The sequence below is a fragment of the Hypericibacter terrae genome, from assembly GCF_008728855.1.
In the GTDB taxonomy this organism is placed as follows: Bacteria; Pseudomonadota; Alphaproteobacteria; order Dongiales; family Dongiaceae; genus Hypericibacter; species Hypericibacter terrae.
This window is the reverse complement of the sequence record NZ_CP042906.1, coordinates 3002590-3024060: the sequence shown is the minus strand read 5'-3', so window position 1 is coordinate 3024060 and position 21471 is coordinate 3002590. Positions and strand designations below refer to the sequence as shown.

The window sequence follows — 21471 nt, the reverse complement described above, 5'->3', positions numbered from 1 at the left end:
GATCCCTCACAAGTACCACGCATACTCCCGCGGGATGATCTCGCTCATGATCTGCGCATGCTCGCCGCGTTTGACGGCGGCGTAGATCTGCAGATAGAGCGGTTGGATCGCCTGCTTGAGGATCGTACCCTGTTCGAGCCGGTCCACCGCGGCCATCCAGTCGAAGGGCAGGTCGGGATCGACCTCCCCGCTGACATTGCGCTGCTCGGCGGGCTGGCCCGGATCGAGCTGGTTCTCGATGCCATGCTGGATCGAGGCGAGGAGGGCGGCGGCGACCAGATAGGGGTTGGCGTCGGCGCCGGCGGCGCGATGCTCGATGCGCCGCGCCTTGGGCGATCCGCCGGGAATGCGGAAGGCGACCGACCGGTTCTGGGCGCCCCAGCTCTTGTTCACCGGCACGAAGCGGTTGGGGCCGTAGCGGCGGAACGCATTGAGGTTCGGGCTGCAGATCGCCATCGCCTCGGCCATCGACGCCTGCAGGCCGCCGATCGCGTGGCGCAGGGTGGCGCTGCCGAGCGCCGAGCCGTCGTCGAAGACGTTGCGCCCCGCCTTGTCCAGCAGGCTGATATGGATGTGGGTGCCGCTGCCATTGCGGTCGAGGAACGGCTTCGACATGAAGCTTGCCTGCATCCCATGTCGTTGGGCGACCGCCTTGATCACGCGCCGCTGCAGGATGGCATGGTCGGCGGCCAGCACCGGATCGTCGACATGGTCGAGATTGATCTCGTATTGCGCGGTTGCGAACTCGGTGCAGGCGACCGAGCTCGGGATGTTTTGCGCGCGGCAGGCCTTGTCGACCTCGGCGAGGAAACTGCCGAAGGCGTCGAGCTCCTCCATGGAGTTGGTCTGCATGCTGACGAGACGCTGCCGGCTGCCGGGCTGGATCGGCGATTGCGGGCGACCTTGGGCATCCGGCGCCGGATCGAGCAGGTAGAACTCGAGCTCGAAGGCCATCACCGGTTTGAGGCCGGTCGTGGCGAAGCGGTCGGCCGCCTGGCGCAGGATCTGGCGCGGGTCGACAAAATGGGGCGGGCGCTCGCTGCGCGCCTGCGTCATCAGCAGCTGCGCGCGCGGCTCGTTGGCCCAGGGAACCGGCGCCAGGCTGCCGGGAACCGGAAAGGTCACGCAATCGGGGTCGCCGTCGCTGAAGCCTCGGCCGCAGGGGTCCACGGAATCGCCGATCGCGTAGAGGATGTAATGCGCTTCGGGCATCTGCATGCCGCTGGAATAGAGCTTCCCGGCCTTGTCGGCGGGATAGCGCTTGCCGCGCACGAAGCCGTTCAGATCGACATAGAGCGCGTCGATGAAACGCGTTTCGGGGTGGGCGCGCAGATAGTCATGAAGCTCGTTCGCCGGTAGGCCTTCATCCATGATGAACCCGAGGTGAGTGACAGAGGCCGGCACTCTACCGGGAAGCGGCCTGGGCGACAAATGACGATCTGTCCTGGGGCCTGAGCCTCGTCGCGCAATGCCTTGATGCGGAAAGCGTCGAGCCCCGGGTCCAAGGAACCCGGGGCTCGCTGTTCAGATTGGTACTGCCTGAAACCGTCGGGGCTTACTTGCCGCCCAGCGGATCGGGGCCGAAGCGATTGTCGCCGACCGTGCCGCGGAGGAAGCCGCATTCGACGAGGGTCCAGATCGCCCCGATCAGGAAGACGATGCCGATGATGGAGGCGATGTCCGGCGCAATCGCCATGAAGACATATTGCGCGATCATCGGCGCATAGACGAGCAGGATCCACCAGGCACTCTTGTTCCGGTCATGCCACCGCTTTCCGGAGACGCAGATGCCGGGATAGATCAGGACGACGCTGGCGAGAATGGTCAGTGGCCCGATCGGCAACACGCCGAATTGCAGGCCCAATGCCGCATCGATGAAATAGGCGATGGTCCCCAGTATCATATTGGCAATGATCAACCCCACCACGCCCCAGAGCCACCAGTTCGACCTTGTGGCGCGTCCCTGAAGCGATAGATACATCCACTTGAAGCCGCCCGATGGCACGGCTGCTGAAGGCATCGTCGTCATGGCACATTCCCCCTGATTCGGATGTGATGAACCCACATTCACGCGAGGGGATAATAGTCCTCATGGCCGGGCGCGACAATGACCGGGCGCCTGCGGTAACCCTAATCTGCCTCGGGTTGACCCATGGGCCGGACGGCGCGAATCTTAACCATCATGGATGATGGTTCGAACCGCAGCGAGTGGGTAAGAGCCTGTAGCCGCGACGAACTCGAGCGGAGCGGGCGCAGGCTGTTTCGCGCTGGCGCCAAGCAGATCGTGCTGTTCGCGACGCCGAAAGGTGTGCGCGCCTGCAACAACCGTTGTCCCCATGAAGGCTATCCGCTGAGCGAAGGGACGCTCGACTCGGAGTGCCGGCTGACCTGCAATTGGCATAACTGGAAATTCGACCTCGAGAACGGTGCCAATCTCTACGGTGGCGACCGCCTTCGCACATACCCAGTTACGTTGCGCGACGACGATGTCTGGGTCGATGTCTCCGATCCGCCGGCCGCGCAACGGCAGGCCGAGGCGCTGGCGCATCTGCGCGATGCCTTTGCCGATAAGGAGTATGATCGGATCGCCCGCGATCTCGTCCGGCTGAAGCAGGCCGGTGGAGCGCTGACCGATGCGCTCGCGGCGGCGATCCTCTGGTCGCATGACCGTCTCGAGTTCGGCTGGACCCATGCCTATGCGGGCGCTGCCGACTGGCTGGCGCTGGCCGAAGAGGCGGGGACCGATAGCGAAGGCGCCCTGGTCGCCGTTCTCGAAGCTATGACCCATATCGCCGAGGACAGCCTGCGCGAGCCTGAGTTCGGTTATGGCGAGGCAAGCCTGCCCTACGACGAGGACGCATTCCTCGCGGCCGTAGAAATGCAGGACGAGGCCGGAGCCTTGGCGCGGTTGCGCGGCGGGCTGGATCGCGGACTGGGCTTCGCCGACTTCGAGCCCGCCCTGAGCCGTGCCACGCTGGCGCACTACACGGATTTCGGCCATCTGCTGATTTATGTCGTGAAATGCGGGCGCTTGATCGAGCGTCTCGGCCGGCGCGTCGAGCGGCCGCTGCTGCTGGCTCTGGTGCGGGGATTGGTTTATGCCGCGCGCGAGGATCTGATCCCGGAGTTCCGGGCCTACGCCAAGGCGCTGGCAAGCTTCGGCGCGTCGCCCGCGCGCCCGCTCGACCGCGGTGCGCTCAGCAAAGCAGGGATCGGCCCGGCGCTCGATCTGGTGGCGGCCGCCGGCGCGTCGCCGCCGCTCGAACTCTATGCGACACTGCTCGGCGTCAATGCCCAGCGGCTGCTGAATTTCGACCTCGCCTTCGATAACCGGAACGACAAGCCCGTCGCGGACAATGCCAGCTGGCTCGACGTCACCCATGGCATCACCTTCGCCAATGCCGTGCGCCTGCAATGCAGCAAGTTCCCGGCGCTCTGGCCGGCGGGCCTGCTGCAGCTCGCCTGCCATGCGGGGCGCAATCTGGGGTTCACCGATCCCAAGCAGGATCCGGCACGCTGGCAGGTTTCCAATGCGGACGGTTTCTTCGAGACCGAGATCGCGGCCCTGTTCGATCACGGCATCGAAGAGGAGATCGTGGCGGTCCATCGGGTGAAGACGCTGCTGGCGGCGCGCGAGGAGTGGCGGTCGGGTGCTGCGGGAGAGGACGCGCCGCGTCTGTTGGCCGCCGTCAATCGCTATCTCCACGAGCCGATCAAGGGCCGCCACCCGCGCAGGACCGCGCGCCAGGCCATGGCCTTCGTCGCCCGCGAAGGCTAAGACATCGGCCCATGAAATCTCTCTGGCTGGATCGGCTGTCGGGCAAGGAACCCGGCTGGACGGTGGTGCCGTTGGCGGGCCTCACCAACCGCAGCTTCCTGCTCAGCCGCGGCGAGGAGCGCGCGGTCGTTCGGCTGCCCGGACCCGGCACCGAGCGCTATATCGACCGGCGTGCCGAGCTTCATAACCACGCAGTCGCAGCGGAATTGGGCATCGCACCGCCGATCTTGTTAGCGGACCCCGATTGCCTGGTGACGCGCTATGTCGAAGGGGCGCAGGGGCTCTCGCCTGAGAGCTTTCGCGATCCGACTGTGGTCGACGAGGTCGGCCGCTTGCTGGCACGACTGCATCGGAGCGGCCGCGCATTCCAGGGCCGGATGGAGCTCTTCCCGAAGGTCGATCAGTATCTGGGGCTCGCGGGCGACGAGGCTTCCCCCGCGCTGCGTCGCCTCCGCGATCGGGCCGAGCCGGCGCGCGCGGCATTGGCGGCGCATCCTGTGGCCTGGGTTCCCAGCCATATCGATCCTTCGCCGGCAAATTTCCTGAAGGGGCCGGAGGGTCTCTTTCTCATCGATTGGGAATATTCGGCCCTGTGCGAGCCCGCCTGGGATCTGGCAGGCCTCGCCATCGAGGCGAGGCTCGACGAGGCCCAGCGGCGGCGGTTGCTCGACGCCTATGCTCCCCCGGATCGGGAGAGTCTGGCGGCCCGGGTCGAGCTGTTTCGGGCGCTGCTGCACCTGGTCGCCGCGTCATGGGCGGCGGCCCAGGTGGTGACGGCCGAGGCCCCGGACGGCTATCGGCATCTCGCCGACGAATATACGGCCCGGGCCGAACCCCTGATCGCGGGAGCGGCATTCGGACCGCTCGTCGCCGGCCTGCGCTGAATGGGTTGGTTCCCGCCGGCTTGCAATCGCGGATTCCCTCCCTATGATGGGCGTCACTCAACGGGGTGCCCTTCGGGGCTGAGAGGAGAGACGGGGCCGTTCCCGCCTCCAACCCGACGAACCTGATCCGGGTCATGCCGGCGGAGGGAAATGAGCCGCTCACAGCGAACTGCTCGTCTGCACACCCTCCGCGTCACCTAGGGAGCGACGCGATGCGTTTTTTCATGTCTTTGGTCGCGATGGCCGCGGCGATTTCGATTTCTGTCGGCGCCGGAACGATGGGGTCCGCCCAGGCGGAGACCCCGACGCTCCGAATCCTGACTTACGAATCCTTCACCTCGGAGTGGGGGCTCGGGACCGCGATCAAGCCGGTCTTCGAGAAGGAATGCGGCTGCAAGATCGAATTCATCTCGGTCGAGGACGGGGCGGCGCTGCTGTCGCGGCTCAAGCTGGAAGGCGCCAGCTCGAAGGCGGATATCGTGCTGGGGCTGGACACCAACCTGACGGTCGAAGCGGCCGCGACCGGCCTCATTGCCGATCACGGGCTCGAGCTCTCCAAGCTCGATCTGCCGATGGCCTGGACGGACAAGCAGTTCGTCCCGTTCGACTATGGCTGGTTCGCCTTCGTCTACGACAAGACCAAGCTCGCCAACCCGCCGCAGAGCCTGGCCGACCTGCTCAAGGGCGACCCGAAGGACAAGATCGTGATCGAGGATCCACGCACCAGCACGCCGGGGCTGGGGCTCCTGATGTGGGTGCGCAAGGTCTATGGCGACAAGGCGCCGGAGTACTGGGCGAGCCTGAAGCCGCGCATCCTCACCGTCACCAAGGGCTGGAGCGAAGCCTACGACATGTTCCTCAAGGGCGAGGCGGCCCTGGTGCTGAGCTACACGACCTCACCCAGCTATCACCTGATCGAGGAGAAGACCGATAAATACGCTGCGCCGACGTTCGCCGAGGGCAATTACCTCCAGGTCGAAGTCGCCGCGAAGCTCGTCCATGCGCCCGACCCGGCGCTGGCCGACAAGTTCCTCGCCTTCATGCTGACGCCGGGATTCCAGTCCGCGGTCGCCACCACGAACTGGATGTATCCGGCCAAGATGCCGGCGGAAGGATTGCCCGCGGGGTTTGCGACCCCGCTGACGAAAGATCAGACGCTGCTCTTCACCGCGGACGAGGCGGCGAAGGGAAGGAAGGCCTGGGTCGACGAATGGCTCAAGGCGATGAGTCAGTAGTGTCGCTCGGCGAATTCATCGCTCAACCCCTCCCCCTACCCCCTCCCGCAAGGGGAGGGGGCTGGGATTTTTCTCTGACTTGCGCGTTTTCCTTGCCCATCCCCATGGAGGGAAAAGGCGTGTCGGAGTCTTCCTCGCCCCCTCCCCTTGCGGGAGGGGGTAGGGGGAGGGGGGCCGACGCGACGACGCATCGATGACCTTCGTCCGCCATCACGCGATTCCATTGCCCCTCATCGGCGGCCTCGCCAGCTTCGCGTTCATCGCGCTGCTGATCGGCGGGGCGTTTGTCGCTCTGCTGACGGCGGCGGCCGATATCGATCTGGGCGCGGTCGTCGGCGACGGCTATATCCGCCATGTCATCGGCTTCACTGTCTGGCAGGCGTCGCTCTCGACCTTGCTGAGCGTCGGCCTGGGCATTCCCGTCGCAAGAGCCCTGGCACGGCGACCGAATTTTCCCGGCCGCGAATGGCTGCGCTTTCTCTTCGCGATGCCGTTCCTCACGCCGGTCATCGTCGCGATCTTCGGGTTGGTGGCGATCTACGGAGTCACGGGCTGGCTCAACCAGGGCCTGGCGCTGCTGGACCTTCCCCAGAAGTTCTACCTCTATGGCCTCGCCGGTATCCTGATCGCGCATGTGTTCTTCAACATGCCGATGGTGGTGACGCTGCTCCTGCCGCGCTTCGAGGCCGTGCCCGCGGACAATTGGCGGCTGGCCTCCCAGCTTGGCATGAACAGCTGGGCGATCTTCCGTGTGATCGAGCTGCCCTTGCTCCGCCAGACGCTGCCCACCATCGCGCTGCTGGTCTTCCTGCTGTGCTTCGTGAGTTTCGTGGTGGTACTGGCGCTGGGCGGCGGGCCGGCCGCGACCACGCTGGAGGTCGCGATCTACCAGGCGTTGCGGTTCGATTTCGATCTCGGCCGCGGCGTCTCCCTGGCCCTGCTGCAACTGGCGATCGGCGCCGCCCTGTTCGGTCTGACCCGCATCTTCGAACGCCATATGCCCATGATGCCGAAGCTGCGCTCGACCGTCGGTCGACCCGACGCGGCCGGCTTCGTCGGACGCGTCCTCGATCCGATTCTCATCGCGATCGCGGCTCTATTCGTGGCGCTGCCGCTGCTCACGGTCGTAATCGAAGGGGCCCTGGGATCGATCGGCGAAGTGATGTCGAACGAAAGGCTGCAGCAGGGAACGCTCCGCAGCCTGGGGATCGCGGCTCTCGCGAGCCTTCTCTGCGCCTGTCTGGCCCTGGGAATCTCGATGGCGGCCCGTCAGCGCGGCGGCCGGACCTTGCGCTGGTCCGGGGCGTTTCAGGCGGCCTCGGTCGGTGGGCTCGTGGTCTCGCCGCTGGCGCTCGGCACGGGACTTTTCCTGCTGTTCCGGCCGATCGTCGATCAGGCTTGGGTGAGCTATACCCTCGTCATCGCGATGAACGCGATCATGGCGCTGCCCTTCGGCCTTCGGACCCTGTCCCAGGCGATCGCGGACGCAGCACGCGAGGACGATCGTCTCTGCGCGGCCCTCGGGCTTGCCGGGTGGAACCGACTGCGGCTCATCGACTGGCCCAAGTTGCGCAAGCCGCTGGGGCTCTGCCTGGCGCTGTCCTTCAGCCTGGCGCTGGGGGATCTTGCGGCCATCGCGCTCTTCGGGCGGGATGGCATGGAAACGCTCCCGCTGCTGCTCTATCAGCAGATGGGCGCCTATCATATGCCCGATGCGAAGGTGACCGCGGCCCTGCTGCTGCTCTTGAATTTCCTGTCCTACGCCGCGATCGCCAGGATGGTGGGGGGCCATGTTCGCCGTTGAATTGAGCGCCGTGACCTTCCGCTACGAGGCGCTGTTGATGCGCTTCGATCTCGCGGTCGAGGCCGGCGAAAGCCTGGCGATCATCGGTCCCAGCGGTGCCGGCAAGAGCACGCTCCTCAATCTGATCGCGGGCTTCGAAGCGCCGCTCTCCGGCAGCATCAGGCTCTCCGGCGTCGATGTCGTCGGCCTGCCGCCCGCGCGGCGGCCGGTGACGATGGTGTTCCAGGACCATAATCTGTTCGCCCATCTCTCGATCTTCGACAATGTGGCGTTGGGGATCGATCCGAGCCTGAGGCTCAAGAACGGCGACGGTGCCCGCGTCGATGCGGCGCTGGCCGAGGTGGGGCTTGCCGGCTTCGGCCAACGTAAGCCGGAGCAGGTTTCCGGCGGCGAGCGGCAGCGGGCGGCACTCGCCCGCGCCCTGGTGCGCAACCGGCCGCTGCTGCTGCTGGACGAGCCCTTCGCGGCGCTCGGCCCCAAGCTCCGGCGCGAGATGCTGGATCTGGTGAACGCCCTGCGGCGGGCGCGCGGCCTGACGGTCCTCTTCGTCAGTCATCAGCCAGAGGATGCGCGCCATGGCGCCGACCGCGTCGCCTTCCTCCAGGCGGGCGAGGTCCAGCGCGTCGCACCCACCTCCGAGTTCTTCGCCGAGCCGCGTTCGGCCGAGATCGCGGCCTATCTCGGCGAGACGGAAGGCTAGAGCCTGATCGTCTCAAGTCAACTCGACTTGAGACGTGAATCAGCCTCTCCTCATTTTGGAATCAGTTGTCCCCGCCGGTGATCAGCCGCGAGCCACGGTGGAACGAGAAATAGGCCCAGAGCCAGCTCAGCAGCACGAAGATCCGGTTGCGGAAGCCGATCAGGAAGAAGATATGCACGATGCCCCAGAGCAGCCAGGCGATCGTGCCGCTCAATCGGATCCAGCCGAAATCGGCGACCGCGGCCTTGCGGCCGATGGTGGCGAGATTGCCGTAGTTGCGGTAGGCGAAGGGCTTGATGCTCTTGCCGGCCAGGGTCGAGCGGATGCGCCGCGCGACATACTCGCCTTCCTGCTTGGCCACGGGCGCGACACCCGGTAGCGGCTTGCCGTCGGCGCCCCTCACCAGCGCCGTGTCGCCGATGACAAAGAGGTTGGGATCGTCGGGAAGATGGAGCTGGGGCGTGACCGGAACGCGGCCCGCGCGGTCTCCGTCGACGCCGAGCCATTTCGCGGCCGGCGAAGCCTGGACCCCGGCGGCCCAGAGCACGGTCGCTGCCGGAATGAAGCGCCGTCCTGCGCCGTCCTCGATCTCGATGCCGGCATCGTCGCAGCGCGTCACCTTGGCGCCGAGCAGCAGTTCGACGCCCAGGTCCTCGAGTTGCGTTTTGGCTTTGGCGGAAAGCCGCTCGGGGAACGAGGTCAAGGCCCGGTCGGCCGCCTCGACCAGCAGAATGCGCGCCTGGCGCGGATCGATGTCGCGGAAGTCGGCGGCCACGGCCATCCTGGCCAGTTCGGCGATGGCGCCGACCAGTTCCACGCCGGTGGGGCCGGCGCCGATCACGGCGAAGGTCAGCAGGCGCTGGCGCGTCGCGTCGTCGGTCGCCATCTCCGCCTTCTCGAAGGCGAGCAGGATGCGCCGGCGGATGTCGATAGCATCCTCGATCTTCTTCAACCCCGGCGCCACCGGCTCCCATTCGTCATGGCCGAAATAGGCATGGCGCGCGCCGGTGGCGACGATGAGGCTGTCGAAGGGAACCCGCCGCCCGTCCGAGAGCAGGACGATGCGGTTCTGGCGGTCGACGGCCTGCACCCGGCCCAGCAGGACGCGGGCATTGGATTGGCCGCGCAGGATGGCGCGGATGGGTGCGGCAACGTCGGACGGAGAGAGCCCGGCCGTCGCCACTTGATACAACAGAGGTTGGAACAGGTGATAGTTGCGCCGGTCGATCACGGTGACATCGACCGGCGCCTTGGCCAAGGTCTTGGCGGCGGAGAGCCCGCCGAAGCCGGCTCCCAGAATCACCACACGATGATGTTTGCCGGCCAGTGCCATGGGGTCGATCGCCAGTGATTCTTCCGCAGCCGAACGCCCCTCGGGTTCGGCTCGAGGCTCTATTCTGGGAGGTGGCGAGGCGTTCACGAAGCAAAATCTCGGTGACGCTCGTAGGACCTTAGGATGACGCGATCCAACGAAAGTTTACCGCCGCCCTGCGCCACCAGGAACAGCAGCATGGAGGCCCAGGTCAGGTGCTCGACCCAGTTCTCGGGATAGACGAAGACCTCGATCACGAAGGTCAGGCCCAGCAAGGGCAGGGCGGCGAACCGCGTAGCCAGCCCCGCCAGGATGAAGCCCGAACAACCCAGCTCGGTCACGGTCGCCAGCAGCGCGGCCAGCGCCGGCGGCAGCAGCGGGACCATATACTCGTCCTGGAACAGCGAGATGGTGAGGTCGAAATTGGCGAGCTTGGTCATTCCCGACTTGATGAAGATCGCAGCGAGGGCGACGCGCATCATCAAAGCGAGGAGCGAAACGGGAATCCGTCCGGCGAGGTCGGTCGCCTGGTGCAGTCTGTCCGCCAAGCCGGGCAGGGCGGGCGATTCCATGATGTGGGTGGCCATTCTCAGTCTCCTTTTCGGTGTTTGGCCGGTTTGGGTTCGGTTGGCTTTCTCTTTGGCAATCTGACGGCGGGCATTTCGCAGTCGAACTTGTCGACGTCGTAAGCCTGGTGGATGGCCGCGACGATCTCCTCGCGCTCCTGTCCCAGCCGGGTGACGCGGACGCGAGCCTTGGAACCTTTGCGCGGTCGTTTCTTCGGGCCGGCACGGGTGATAAGGGGCAATGAAGGCCTGTTTCGTTCAGAGATAGCGGTCCCGGATGTCGGTCGTGGATTCCCGGCCGACGCGTTCGAAATTGCGGTCGAGCCAGGCTTGCGCACGCTCGCGGCCCGTTTCCTTGAGCGCGGAGAGGAATTCCCAGTCCGCGTTGAGCTTCGAGGCGACGCCGAGCTTTCCCATCACATCGTCGGCGGCGATCGAATGGATCATCATCCGCCGCAGCTGGCGCTCCAGCCCGTCATTCTCGTCGATCAGGCGGGTGACGAAGCTGATCGCCCGCATTTCGCGCATGAGCGATGAATTGAAGCTGATCTCGTTGATCCGATTCATGATCTCGGTCGCGCTGCGCGGCAGTTCCTCGCGCTCGATCGGGTTGATATGCACCACCAGCACATCCGGGCTGTCGCAGTTGTAGATCAGCGGGAAGATCGCCGGATTGCCCATATAGCCGCCGTCCCAATAGCTCTCGCCATCGAGCTCGACCGCCTGGAACAGGAAGGGCAGGCAACCCGACGCCAGGACGGTATCGGCTGTGATATCCATATTGTCGAACACCCGCACCTTGCCGGTGCGGACATTGGTCGCCGACAGGAACAGCTTCACCGGGCATTCGGCGCGGCGGATTGCGTCGAAATCGACGGTCTGCTCCAGCACCTGGCGCAGCGGATTGAAGTTCGTCGGATTGAGCTGATAGGGCGAGAACAGCCGCGTCATCAGGTCGAACATCACGAAGGCCGGCGAGGCCTCGAGCGAACGGTTGCCCAGGATTCGATCGAGCAGGGTCGGCTGCAGCGGCCCGAAGGCGGCAGCGTGGCTGACACGGCGCCAGAAGCTGGCGAGGGCCTTCTTCGCGCCGTCGCGACCGCCCACGGAGAGCCCATAGGCCAGGACGGCGGCGTTCATGGCGCCGGCGGAGGTGGCGCTGATGCCGTCGAAGCCGATGCGCTCGTCTTCCAGCAACCGATCGAGCACGCCCCAGGTGAAGGCGCCGTGGGCCCCGCCGCCCTGCAGCGCCAGGTTCACCAGCTTGTCGGCCGGCATGATCCGCCGCTCCGCCTTGTGGTCGTCATGGCGATGCGTCCGGCCATGGGCATGGAAGGCATGAGAGTCGGCGCCACCTCCGTGGGGTGCGGCGGCTTCGGCGGTCATCGGTGCGTCCATGACGATCTCCTATGCGGTCGGAAACGCGCGCGGCGTCAGTGGGCGAGCCAGCCGCCATCGACGGGCAGAGCCGAGCCGGTGATCGAGGCGGCGTCGGGGCCGCAGAGGAAGGCGGTGAGGCCGGCGACTTCTTCGACGGTGGCGAAGCGCTTGGTCGGCTGCTGCTTCAACAGCACATCGCGGATCACCTGCTCGCGGGGAATGCCGTGCGACCGCGCCTGATCCTCCAGTTGCTTCTCAACCAGGGGCGTCCAGACATAGCCGGGGCAGATCGCGTTGCAGGCGATGCCGTGCTCGGCGCCCTCCAGGGCCACCACCTTGGTCAGCCCGATCACGCCATGCTTGGCGGCGACATAGGCGGCCTTGAAGGGCGAGGCGATCAGCCCATGCACCGAGGCGACATTGACGATGCGGCCCCATTGCCGCTCCTTCATGTCCGCGAAGACTGCCTGGATGGCGTGGAAGGCAGCGCTCAGATTGATCGCCAGCACCGCGTCCCATTTGGCCGGGGCGAAGCTCTCGATCGGCTCGACATGCTGGATGCCGGCATTGTTGACCAGGATGTCGACCTTGCCGAAGCTGCGTCGGGCATGGTCGACAATGGCCTGCACGGCGGCGGGCTGGCTCATGTCGGCGCCGTCATAGACGATCTCCCTGCCGGTCTCGGCCGCGAGGACGCCCCGCGTCTTCTCGATCTCGATGGCATTGCCGAAACCGTTGATCATGACCGCGGCGCCTTGGGCGGCGAGGCGGCGGGCGATGCCGAGGCCGATGCCGCTGGTCGAGCCGGTGACGATGGCGGCCTTGCCCGCCAGGGGGAGCAGGTCGGTGGCCGGCATCCGGGTCTCCTTCGGGGTCATCAGCATGGCGGCATTTTCTCCTATCGGCGCTTTTCCTGCGGCCGCCCGAGCCATCCCCAGGATGTGACCGGCGGCGGGGTTTTTTCCTGGGTTGGAATGTGCCAAACAGAGGCGGCAGCAAGGAAATGCCAGGGCCCTATCGTTTCGATGCCGCCCTGGTATGGCCGGATGGGGCATGCTCTTTGGGCATCGAGGGGTCATTCATGGAAATCCACCAGATCCGTTATTTCCTGTCCGTCTGCGAGACGCTGAACTTCACGCGCGCGGCCGAGCGCTGCAACGTGACCCAGCCCGCCCTGAGCCGCGCGATCCAGAAGCTGGAGGAGGAGCTGGGCGGTCAGCTCTTCCGCCGCGAGCGCAGCCTGACCCACCTGACCGATCTCGGGCATCTGATGCGGCCGCAGCTCGAGAAGGTGGTGATGGGCGAGAAGGCCGCCAAAGCCGCCGCCCGCGAATTCCTGAAGCTGGACGACGCGCCGCTGAAGCTCGGCATCATGTGCACGATCGGGCCGCTGCGCGGCATCGGCTTCCTGGCCGATTTCCGCGCCCGGCATCCCGGCATCGCCGTGACCCTCAAGGAAGGTGTGCCGACGGAGCTCAGCGAGATGCTGATGTCGGGCGACCTCGATGTCGCCATCATGGCGCAGGAGAAGCCCTTCGACGAACGCTTCGACCGGCGCCCGCTCTATCGCGAGCGCTTCTCCGTGGCGCTCCCGCCAGGTCACCGCCTGACGCCGAAGAACGCGATATGCGTGACGGACCTTGCAAACGAAAACTATCTGCAGCGGCTCAACTGCGAATATTACGATACGCTCCGGGCCCTGACCGACGACTGGGACAAGCTGAACGTCAAGACGGTCTATAAGAGCGAGCGCGAGGACTGGATCCAGACCATGGTGATCGCGGGCATGGGAATCTGTTTCATCCCTGAATTCTCCCCGACCGTGCCGGGACTGGTCACGCGGCCCCTGGTCGATCCCGAGGTCTCCCGCGAGGTGTTGTTGGTGAGCATCGCCGGCCGCCGCTTCTCGCCCGCGGTCGCGACCTTCGTCAAGGCGATCAAGTCCTATAAATGGCCGACCGCATAGGCTCGCGAGGCTGAATGCAAGAAAGCGCGACCAGCCATCGTTTCATTTCTGTCGATGGCGTCCGGATCTTCTATCGGGAGGCCGGGCCTACGGACGCGCCGGTCATCCTGCTCCTGCACGGCTTTCCCTCGTCTTCGCGCATGTTCGCGTCGCTCATGCCGCTGCTCGCGGACAGATATCGCCTCATTGCGCCGGACTATCCGGGCTTCGGCCATAGCGACGCGCCGGATCCGCAGGCTTTTGCCTACAGTTTCGATCATCTGGCGGCGGTCGTCGATCGCTTCACGGTGGCGCTCGATCTCCGTCGCTATGTGCTCTTCATGCAGGACTATGGCGGGCCGGTGGGCTTCCGCCTGGCGCTGGCCCATCCGGAGCGGGTCCAGGCCCTCGTCATCCAGAACGCCGTCGCTCATGAGCAGGGGCTGGGACCGCTTTGGGAGACCCGGCGCGCTTTCTGGCGCGACCGTGCGGCCCATGAGGAAAAGCTCCGGCAGAATTTCACCTCGCTGGAGGCGACGAAGCAGCGCCATATCGGGGCCAGTCCGCATCCGGAGCGCTACGATCCGGACCTCTGGATCGACGAATATGCCTTTCTCAATCGGCCTCGCCAGGCGGCGATCCAGAGCGATCTCTTCTACGACTACCGGACCAATGTGGAATCCTATCCGCGCTGGCAGGGTTACTTGCGGGAACGCCGGCCGCCCACATTGGTGCTGTGGGGCCGGTACGACCTGTCATTCACCGTCGCCGGTGCCACCGCCTATCGCGACGACCTGCCGGGCGCCGAGATCCACATCCTCGAGGCAGGTCATTTCGCCATGGACGAGAGGCTGGGTGAGGTCGCCGAATTGACGCGGCGATTCCTCGCCTCCCATGCTATCGGCGGGCCCTGAGCCGACGGCGGGTCAGCCCACCGCGTCCCTGACCAGCGCCCCGCGCGTCGCGAGGAACTCGTCCAACGCCGCCTCGAAGCGCGCCACGTCAGGTTCGCGCATCGGCAGCGACAAGGCGACGAATCCGCGCCGGGCGAGATAGATTCCGGCCGCGATCATGTCGAGATGGAACAGCTTCAGCAGCTCACCCATGCGGTTCTCGGTCGCGGGGTCGCTGGGATGGGCATCGGCGGGGGTGCGCACTGGGCCCTTCACGAAATGCAGATTCATCAGCGAGCCCACGCCCGTGATCTGCAGCGGCGCCTCGTGGCGGCGCGCCACCTTGTTGAGCCGGTTGCGCATCTCGTCGCCCAGCGCGTTGAGGCGGACCGCTTCCGCAGGCGTGAAGACCTGCGTCAGGCCGGCGACGCCGCCGGCCATCGAGCAGACATTGTTGTTGAAGGTGCCGGCATGGCCGATCGAATCCGAGCGATAGGGATCGAAGCGCTCCATCAGGTTGCGCCGTCCGCCGAAGGCGCCGAAGGACAGGCCGCCGCCCAGATATTTGCCGAGCGTCGTCATGTCCGGCTTGATGCCGACGAGAGCCTGGCAGCCCCCGGGCGAGAGCCGCGAGGTCATGACCTCGTCGAAGATCAGGACGATGCCGCGTTTCGTGCATTCCTCGCGCAGCATCCTGAGGAAGGCGGGATCGGCCGGGAGGCAGCCCGCCGAGCCCTGCATCGGTTCGACCAGCACGGCCGCGAGCTCGGCGCCATGCTCGGCGATCAGCCCTTGCGTATAGTCGGTCTCGTTGTAGCGGCCCTTGACCCAGTTGAGCGGCAGGTTGAGCGGGTTGCCGTGGCTGCCGAAATAGAACACGCCGCCATGATAGGCGAACTCGAACACCATGATCTTGTCGCGGCCGGTCATGATGCGCGCGGTCTGGATCGCGAACAGATTGGCCTCGGTGCCGGAATTGCAGAACCGCACCAGCTCGATCGAGGGGATCCGCTGGCAGATCGCCTCGGCCAGCTGCGCCTCGTAGCGGTTGGGTCCGCCCAGCACGATGCCGTCGCTCAGGGCCTTCGAGATGGCGCCCTGGATGACCGGGTCCGAATGGCCGTAGAGCCCCGCCGTATATTCGCCGAGGAAGTCGAGATATTCGTGGCCGTCGAGATCGGTCAGGCGGTTGCCCTTGCCGCCGGACCAGGCGAGGGGGAAGGGCGTGTAATGCAGCACCGTCCGGGTGTTGCCGCCCGGCATGACCTGGGAGGCGGCCTGCGCGCGCGCCTTGCTCTGCGGGTTGGCGGCGCCATACCGCGCCTCCGCCTCGGCGATCGCGGCATCGAGATCGGCGTTGGGACGGGAACCGTCGGCCATGGTCTTACGCTCCTGCTGATCGGCCTCCTTTTCCGGTGGCCGCGGCCCCGAGCATCGGCACTGCCGGGGCCTGCGTCAATCGCTCAACTGGAGTCTGAGGTTCAGGATTTATTGGGGCTGGAATCAATGCTGTGGAGGCTTAAACTGCTGCGGGAATGGGGTGCAAAAAGGCGCGACCCACATTCAGTCACCCCGGCGAAGGCCAGGGTGACGCATGGGGCAGGGGCCTGCGCGCAATCGCCCTCTGGCCGGGACGTGACGGCGCCTGCTAAACGACCGGCCCCCGCCGCCTCGTTAAGGGTCCTCCCGGAAGCCGGGAGGATAATGCGACCCGGCCCACGAATCCGGGGAGTCGCGCGGATTCTGTCCCCATCGCGTCGCCATCACCTGAGAGAGCAAGAGCTTGGACCGCGTTCTTCCTGCCGACACGGAACTGATTGACCGTCTCCTGGCCCTGCCGGAGCTGGAGCGTCCGTCGCTCTCGCCCGACGGTAATTGGCTGGCTTGGAGCTGGAGCGGTTTGGGCGCCACGGTCGAGGTCTGGATCGCGCCGACCGATGGCAGCGTCCCGCCGCGCCGTCTGGCGCGCAACGCCGACGATCTCCATGTCGAGGACTGGTGGCCAGACAGCCGGGCGCTGTTGCTCTCGGGCACGGAGGATGGCGCGGAGCGGGTGCGGCTCTATCGCCAGGAACTGGCCGGCGGCGCGTTGGTGCTGCTGACCGAACCGGCGCCCGAGTTCTACATCCATGGCGGCCGCGTGACGGCCGACGGGCTGTCGCTCGTATATGCCGCCAATTTCGACATCACGACCGGCCAGCCGATCGAGCCCGCCTGGATCTATCGCCACGATCTGGAGGGGAACCGCCGCACGCTGCTGGCGAAGCCCAAGCGCCCCCATCACGACACGCCTTTGCCGAGCCCGAACGGGCGCCAGGTTCTCTATGCGCGGATCGACCGGGGACCCGGCGCCCGGCAGCTCTGGCTGGTCGATCTCGACGGCAGGAACGATCGCGCGCTGCTGGATCTCGGCCAGGAGACGAAGCTCTTCGCCCATTGGAGCCCCGACGGGAAGGGGCTCGCGATCCTGGCGGAGGACGCCCGGACCAGTCTCGTCGGCTATTACGACCTGGTCGCCAACCGGATGCGATGGTTGATCGACGACGGCGTTCGCGGCATCGAGCAGGTTTCCTGGCCCCGCCGCAGCCCGGAGATCCTGGTGACCGAGACGAAGGACGGACGCAGCCAGACGTCCCTCCTCGATCCCGCGACAGGCCGCGAACGGCCTTTCCGCCGAGCGCCCGGCACCTGGCTGCCGCTGGGGCCGGTCCCCGACCGGACCGGCGCGCAGACCGCCTGGGTCGTGCGTTTCTACGATGCGCGCACGCCGCTGCGCGTGCTTCGCCTGGTCGGCCAAGGCGAGACCACCGATCTGACGCCGCTGCCGCCGGGGCAGGGCATTCCGCCCGACCTCCTGGCGGCGCCCGAGGATTTCCGCTGGCGCTCGGTCGACGGGCTCGACATCCATGGCTGGCTCTATCGCGCGGCGCAGCCTTCGAAGGGTCTGATCGTGTGGGTGCATGGCGGCCCGACCTGGCATCTCGAGGCGCGCTACGATCTCGAGCTGCAGTTTTTCGTTGGGGCCGGCTTCGACGTCTTCGCACCCAACTATCGCGGCTCGACCGGCTACGGCCCCGACTTCCGCGAAGCGATCAAAAAACAGGGCTGGGGTGGGCTGGAGCAGGAGGATATCCGCAGCGGCATCGAGACGCTGATCGCGCAGGGCCTGGCCCAACCGGGACGCGTCGGCATCGCCGGCATCTCCTATGGCGGCTATTCCTCCTGGTGGGCGATCACTCATTTCCCGACCGCCGTGGTGGCGGCCGCGGCGCCGATCTGCGGCATGACCGATCTGGTGGTCGATTACGAGACCACGCGGCCCGATCTGCGCAGCTACAGCGAGGAGATGATGGGCGGCGCGCCCAAGGGCATGCCGGAGCGCTATCGCGAGCGCTCGCCGATCCATTTCGTGAAGGACATCCGCGGCCGGCTCCTGATCGTGCAGGGCCTGCAGGATCCCAATGTCACGCCCGAGAACCTGAACGCCGTCCGCAAGGCGCTTGATGCGGCCGGCATTCCCTATGAGGTGCTCGCCTTCGCCGACGAGGGCCATGGCATCGCCAAGCCCGCGAACCGGGCGCGGCTCAATCGCCGGCTGGCCGCGTTCTTCGAGGAGGCGCTGCGCGGCTGAGCGGGCGCGGCCTAGAGCCCGCGGTTGACGCCGCCATCGACCATGATGTTCTGGCCGGTGGTCGCGCCTGACTCGTTCGAGAGCAGGAAAGCCGTCATGCTGGCGAGCTCGGCCATGCGCGTCGCGCGGGCAAGGGGAATGGTCCGTCGGACCTCCTCGCTCAGCGGCCAGTTATCCACGAATCCCGGCAGGATGTTGTTCATGCGGATGCCGTCGCGCGCATAGCGGTCGGCATAGAGCTTGGTATAGCCGGCCAAGGCCATGCGGATCGTGCCCGAGACCGGAAAGATCAGGCGCGGCTCGAGCGCGGCGAAGGTCGAGACATTGACGATCGATCCGCCGCCGTCGCGCTGCATGACCGGCGTCACCAGCCGCGCCATCCGCACCACATTGAGAAAATAGAGATCGACGCCGAAGCGCCAGGCCTCGTCGGAGATATCGATCAGCGAGCGATCCAGGTCCGGATCATAGGGCGGGCCCGAGACATGGTGCGATTCCGGGTCGCGGCCGGTGTTGTTCACGACCCCGTCGATGCGGCCATATTTTCCCAGGGTCAGATCGACCAGCTTCGCCAGATCGTCGGGCTCGGTGACGGAGCCGCGCATGCCGACGCCGCCGAGCTCCTCGGCCAGTTTCTCCGCAGCGTCCGTTCTCGACATCAGCGCCAGGCTGTAGCCTCGCTCGGAAAGCCCTCGCGCGAGGGCGGCGCCAATTCCCTGGCCCGCGGCCGTGACGATCGCTACCGGCATGAGTGGCTCCCCGCATTTCTCGTTGGCGACGCCATGAGCTTAGGCCTTGCCGCGCTGCGCATGCGAACGCTCATCCTGCCAGCGCTTGGCCTTGTATTCGCTGCGCGCCAGCGAGCCGGGCGCCAGGACATCCACCAGGAAGGTGATGCCGATGCGCTTGTTGATCTTTTCCGACAGATGACGCTGCCACTGGCCGGCATCCTCCGAAGACAGGCTCCGTTTCGGCATGACGCGCAGGGTGGCGACATCGGCATCGCGCGCATCGGAGGTCAGGATCACCTGATATTCGTCGACATCGGGCTCGGCGAACAGCACCTCGTCGACCGCCTGCGGCCAGATATTGACGCCCTTGACCTTCTTCATGTCGTCGAGCCGGCTGATGGAGGCGACCTCGAGCCCGGCGAAGGGACGCCCGCAGCTGCAATAGCCGGGCTCGTGCCAGACGCCGCGGTCGCGGGTCCGGCAGCGGATGAGCGGCGTGTCGGTGTGATAGAGGCTGGTGACCACGATCTCGCCCACCTCGCCGTCGCGCACGGGCTCGCCGGTCGCGGGGTCGATCACCTCGGTCAGGACCATGGACTCGATATTGTGCAGCATGCCGGGGCGCGACGCGGTGCCGATCCCCACCTCGCAGCAGAACATGTGGTCGTTGCCGGTCTGCGTCGAGCCGTAGCGATCGAAGACCTTGGCACCCCAGGCCTGCTCCAGCCGGTCGAGCCAGGCGAAACCCGAACCCTCGCCGCCGGTGAGGAGCGCACGCAAGCCCAGGCTCGACGCCTTGTCGCCCGCGACCGCCGCGAGATGGCCGAAATAGGAGGTGGTGCCGAGAAGGGCCGCCGGCCGGTAGCGCGCCATGAGCTCCAGCTTGCGGACCGCGTCGTAATTGCCGACCGGAAAGACCGACAGCCCGTAGGCGTCCGCGCCCTGGAACTCGCAGCGGCCGCCCGACATCAGGGTGATTGGTAGGGTCAGGAACACGCCGTCGCCCTGGTCGAGGCCGGCCCAGCGCATATGGAAGCCGTAGATATGGCCGGTCTGGTTGAACTCGGCGGCGGTCTGGGCGTGGATCTCGACTCCCTGGCCCGAGGTGCCCGAGGTGTTGCTCACGACCAGCGGGCAATGCAGCCCCAGCGCATGCTGGTGGCGCAGGCCGAAGGGCGGAGAACTGGCCTGGTCTTCGACGAAGTCCCGCTTTTCGACCATGGGGATCTTCGCCGCGAAGCTTTCGAGGCTCGTGATCTCATCGATGGAGACGCCCGCCGCCTGCCACCGGTTGCGATAGAACTCGTTCTCGCGCCAGACCTTCTGCAGCAGATAGGTCAACTGGCGCGTCTGCATCGCCTTGATCTGATCGCGCGAGAGCCGCTCGGCGCTGGCGTCATAGATGCGCTTGTCCAAATCCCACCTCTCCCGGCGACGTTCGCTTCGTAGGCTTTTGCACCACGACAATCGGTAATGTCTAGTTTAATAGACGGCCTTTCGGCTGCCAACAATCATCATTGCGCCCTGGGAATGGCGGCAGGGCGCGACAAAGTCAGTAATGGCAGCCATATGTGGATAATTCAGCCATCTCCCGCGCTTCCCGGGACGGTCCGGCTCCGGCGCGGGCGGGCAGAGCGGTGGACATTATGTTTAAACAATTATAGCATTTTCCAGACGCGACATTCAGGTCGCCGGAGAGACGGGCCCATGGCAGCCATCGATATCCTCTGCAACGATTTTTCGCCGGAAGGCATCCGGAAGAACTATGCCGAGAACGAGGAGGAGAAGAGCCGTTTCGCCCAGGTCGGCCGGACCCATAATTTCGTCGGCTACGAGACGCCCGAGTTCCTGCGGCGCATGGATGCGCTGGGCGTGGAGAAGCTGCTCGTCTGCGCCATCAAGACCTGGTCCTACAAGCATCAGCGGCCGCTCGAGAGCTCGTCTGTGGAGGAGGTGGCAGCACTGATGGCGCAGGCGCCCGGCCGGATCTTCGGGCTCTATGGCGTCAATGTTCATCGCGGCATGGCCGGGGTGGCCGAGTTCGAGCGGTCGGTGCGCGAGCACGGCTTCAAGGGGCTCCATATCCACCCGCACGGCTACGGGCTGCCGCCCGACCACGCCTTCTATTTCCCCTATTACGCCAAGGCGCAGGAGCTGAACGTGCCGGCCGTCATCTCCATGGGGCACACGCTCGACCTCATGCCGAACGACCCGGGTCGGCCGATCCATCTCGACGCGGTGGCGCTCTACTTCTCGGACCTCGCCGTCGTCTGCACCCATACGGGCTGGCCCTGGACGGAAGAGGCGATCTCGCTGGCCTGGAAACATCCGAACCTGTTTCTCGGCACCTCGGCCCATGCCCCGCGCTATTGGAAGCCTGAGCTGGTGAAGTTCATCAACTCGCACGGCCAGGACAAGGTGATGTGGGGCACTGACTATCCGCTGATCGACCACAAGGAGTCGCTGCAGCAGGTCGACGCCCTGGGGCTGAAAGAAAGCTCCAAGGAGAAGTTCCTGCGCAAGAACGCGGCCCGGGTCTTCAACCTCTAGAACTTTGGCGAACTCGAACCGGGGCCGGCCCATGGGTGCCGGGCCCCGCGATCTCATAAAGG

At 66.0% G+C, this 21471-nt stretch carries 18 protein-coding genes and 1 riboswitch; of the genes, 9 read left to right on the top strand and 9 right to left on the bottom strand.

All coding sequences use genetic code 11. The features are described from left to right. Positions 1 to 6: 6 nt before the first annotated feature. Together FRZ44_RS13780 and FRZ44_RS13775 are read right to left on the bottom strand one after the other, a co-directional pair. Positions 7 to 1371, bottom strand: a complete 1365-nt coding sequence (locus tag FRZ44_RS13780) for a glutamine synthetase family protein (protein WP_151177738.1) — start codon at positions 1369 to 1371, stop codon at positions 7 to 9. Positions 1372 to 1555: 184 nt separating this feature from the next. Then, positions 1556 to 2029, bottom strand: coding sequence for a DUF805 domain-containing protein (locus FRZ44_RS13775; RefSeq protein WP_151177737.1), 474 nt, complete (start codon positions 2027 to 2029; stop codon positions 1556 to 1558). A 153-nt stretch (positions 2030 to 2182) separates the two neighbouring features. Here FRZ44_RS13775 and FRZ44_RS13770 point away from each other — a divergent pair, with 153 nt between their 5' ends. The 5 genes from FRZ44_RS13770 to thiQ all read left to right on the top strand — a co-directional run bounded on the left by FRZ44_RS13770 (position 2183) and on the right by thiQ (position 8401). Beyond that, on the top strand, positions 2183 to 3778 hold the full coding sequence (locus FRZ44_RS13770) for a Rieske (2Fe-2S) protein (RefSeq protein WP_191908086.1): 1596 nt from the start codon (positions 2183 to 2185) through the stop codon (positions 3776 to 3778). A gap of 11 nt (positions 3779 to 3789) precedes the next feature. Then, positions 3790 to 4662 (top strand): choline/ethanolamine kinase family protein, encoded by an 873-nt coding sequence (locus tag FRZ44_RS13765; protein WP_191908085.1) that lies wholly within the window; start codon positions 3790 to 3792, stop codon positions 4660 to 4662. A 51-nt stretch (positions 4663 to 4713) separates the two neighbouring features. After that, positions 4714 to 4829, top strand: a riboswitch (TPP riboswitch). 45 nt (positions 4830 to 4874) lie between these two features. Continuing rightward, the gene (thiB, locus tag FRZ44_RS13760) at positions 4875 to 5897 is read left to right on the top strand and encodes a thiamine ABC transporter substrate binding subunit (protein ID WP_151177734.1); all 1023 of its coding nucleotides are present in this window, start codon (positions 4875 to 4877) and stop codon (positions 5895 to 5897) included. Between the two features lie 193 nt (positions 5898 to 6090). Beyond that, on the top strand, positions 6091 to 7701 hold the full coding sequence (gene thiP / locus FRZ44_RS13755; protein ID WP_151177733.1) for a thiamine/thiamine pyrophosphate ABC transporter permease: 1611 nt from the start codon (positions 6091 to 6093) through the stop codon (positions 7699 to 7701). Beyond that, on the top strand, positions 7688 to 8401 hold the full coding sequence (thiQ, locus tag FRZ44_RS13750; RefSeq protein ID WP_151177732.1) for a thiamine ABC transporter ATP-binding protein: 714 nt from the start codon (positions 7688 to 7690) through the stop codon (positions 8399 to 8401). The genes thiP and thiQ overlap by 14 nt, the downstream gene beginning before the upstream one ends. Positions 8402 to 8462: 61 nt before the next feature. Here the strand turns inward: thiQ and FRZ44_RS13745 are convergent, their stop codons facing one another. The 4 genes from FRZ44_RS13745 to FRZ44_RS13730 form a co-directional block, all read right to left on the bottom strand. Continuing rightward, positions 8463 to 9734 (bottom strand): NAD(P)/FAD-dependent oxidoreductase, encoded by a 1272-nt coding sequence (locus FRZ44_RS13745; protein WP_151177731.1) that lies wholly within the window; start codon positions 9732 to 9734, stop codon positions 8463 to 8465. 83 nt (positions 9735 to 9817) lie between these two features. After that, entirely contained in the window at positions 9818 to 10300 is a 483-nt protein-coding gene (locus FRZ44_RS13740; protein ID WP_151177730.1) for a DoxX family protein, read from the bottom strand. A 237-nt stretch (positions 10301 to 10537) separates the two neighbouring features. Then, a complete protein-coding gene (locus FRZ44_RS13735; RefSeq protein WP_225308250.1) occupies positions 10538 to 11677 on the bottom strand; it encodes a patatin-like phospholipase family protein in 1140 nt (379 codons plus the stop codon). Between the two features lie 35 nt (positions 11678 to 11712). Then, a complete protein-coding gene (locus FRZ44_RS13730) occupies positions 11713 to 12543 on the bottom strand; it encodes a 3-hydroxybutyrate dehydrogenase (RefSeq protein WP_318526375.1) in 831 nt (276 codons plus the stop codon). Positions 12544 to 12740: 197 nt separating this feature from the next. On the opposite strand from FRZ44_RS13730, the gene FRZ44_RS13725 reads away from it, so the two are divergent. Further along, a complete protein-coding gene (locus FRZ44_RS13725) occupies positions 12741 to 13625 on the top strand; it encodes a LysR family transcriptional regulator (protein ID WP_151177729.1) in 885 nt (294 codons plus the stop codon). A 14-nt stretch (positions 13626 to 13639) separates the two neighbouring features. Next, positions 13640 to 14518 carry an alpha/beta fold hydrolase gene (locus FRZ44_RS13720; RefSeq protein ID WP_151177728.1) on the top strand — a complete coding sequence of 293 codons (879 nt, stop codon included), beginning with the start codon at positions 13640 to 13642 and terminating at the stop codon, positions 14516 to 14518. A gap of 12 nt (positions 14519 to 14530) precedes the next feature. Here FRZ44_RS13720 and FRZ44_RS13715 read toward each other — a convergent pair whose 3' ends face one another. Continuing rightward, complete coding sequence (locus FRZ44_RS13715; protein ID WP_151177727.1) at positions 14531 to 15877, bottom strand: aspartate aminotransferase family protein; 1347 nt, start codon at positions 15875 to 15877, stop codon at positions 14531 to 14533. 403 nt (positions 15878 to 16280) lie between these two features. On the opposite strand from FRZ44_RS13715, the gene FRZ44_RS13710 reads away from it, so the two are divergent. Then, positions 16281 to 18128: a S9 family peptidase gene (locus FRZ44_RS13710; protein ID WP_151177726.1), complete on the top strand. Its 1848-nt coding sequence runs from the start codon at positions 16281 to 16283 to the stop codon at positions 18126 to 18128. An 11-nt stretch (positions 18129 to 18139) separates the two neighbouring features. On the opposite strand, the gene FRZ44_RS13705 is transcribed toward FRZ44_RS13710, so the two are convergent. Beyond that, positions 18140 to 18877 (bottom strand): SDR family oxidoreductase, encoded by a 738-nt coding sequence (locus tag FRZ44_RS13705; protein ID WP_151177725.1) that lies wholly within the window; start codon positions 18875 to 18877, stop codon positions 18140 to 18142. Between the two features lie 39 nt (positions 18878 to 18916). Next, entirely contained in the window at positions 18917 to 20275 is a 1359-nt protein-coding gene (locus tag FRZ44_RS13700) for a phenylacetate--CoA ligase family protein (protein WP_151177724.1), read from the bottom strand. A 291-nt stretch (positions 20276 to 20566) separates the two neighbouring features. Here FRZ44_RS13700 and FRZ44_RS13695 point away from each other — a divergent pair, with 291 nt between their 5' ends. Further along, entirely contained in the window at positions 20567 to 21409 is an 843-nt protein-coding gene (locus FRZ44_RS13695) for an amidohydrolase family protein (protein WP_191908084.1), read from the top strand. Positions 21410 to 21471 lie beyond the last annotated feature (62 nt).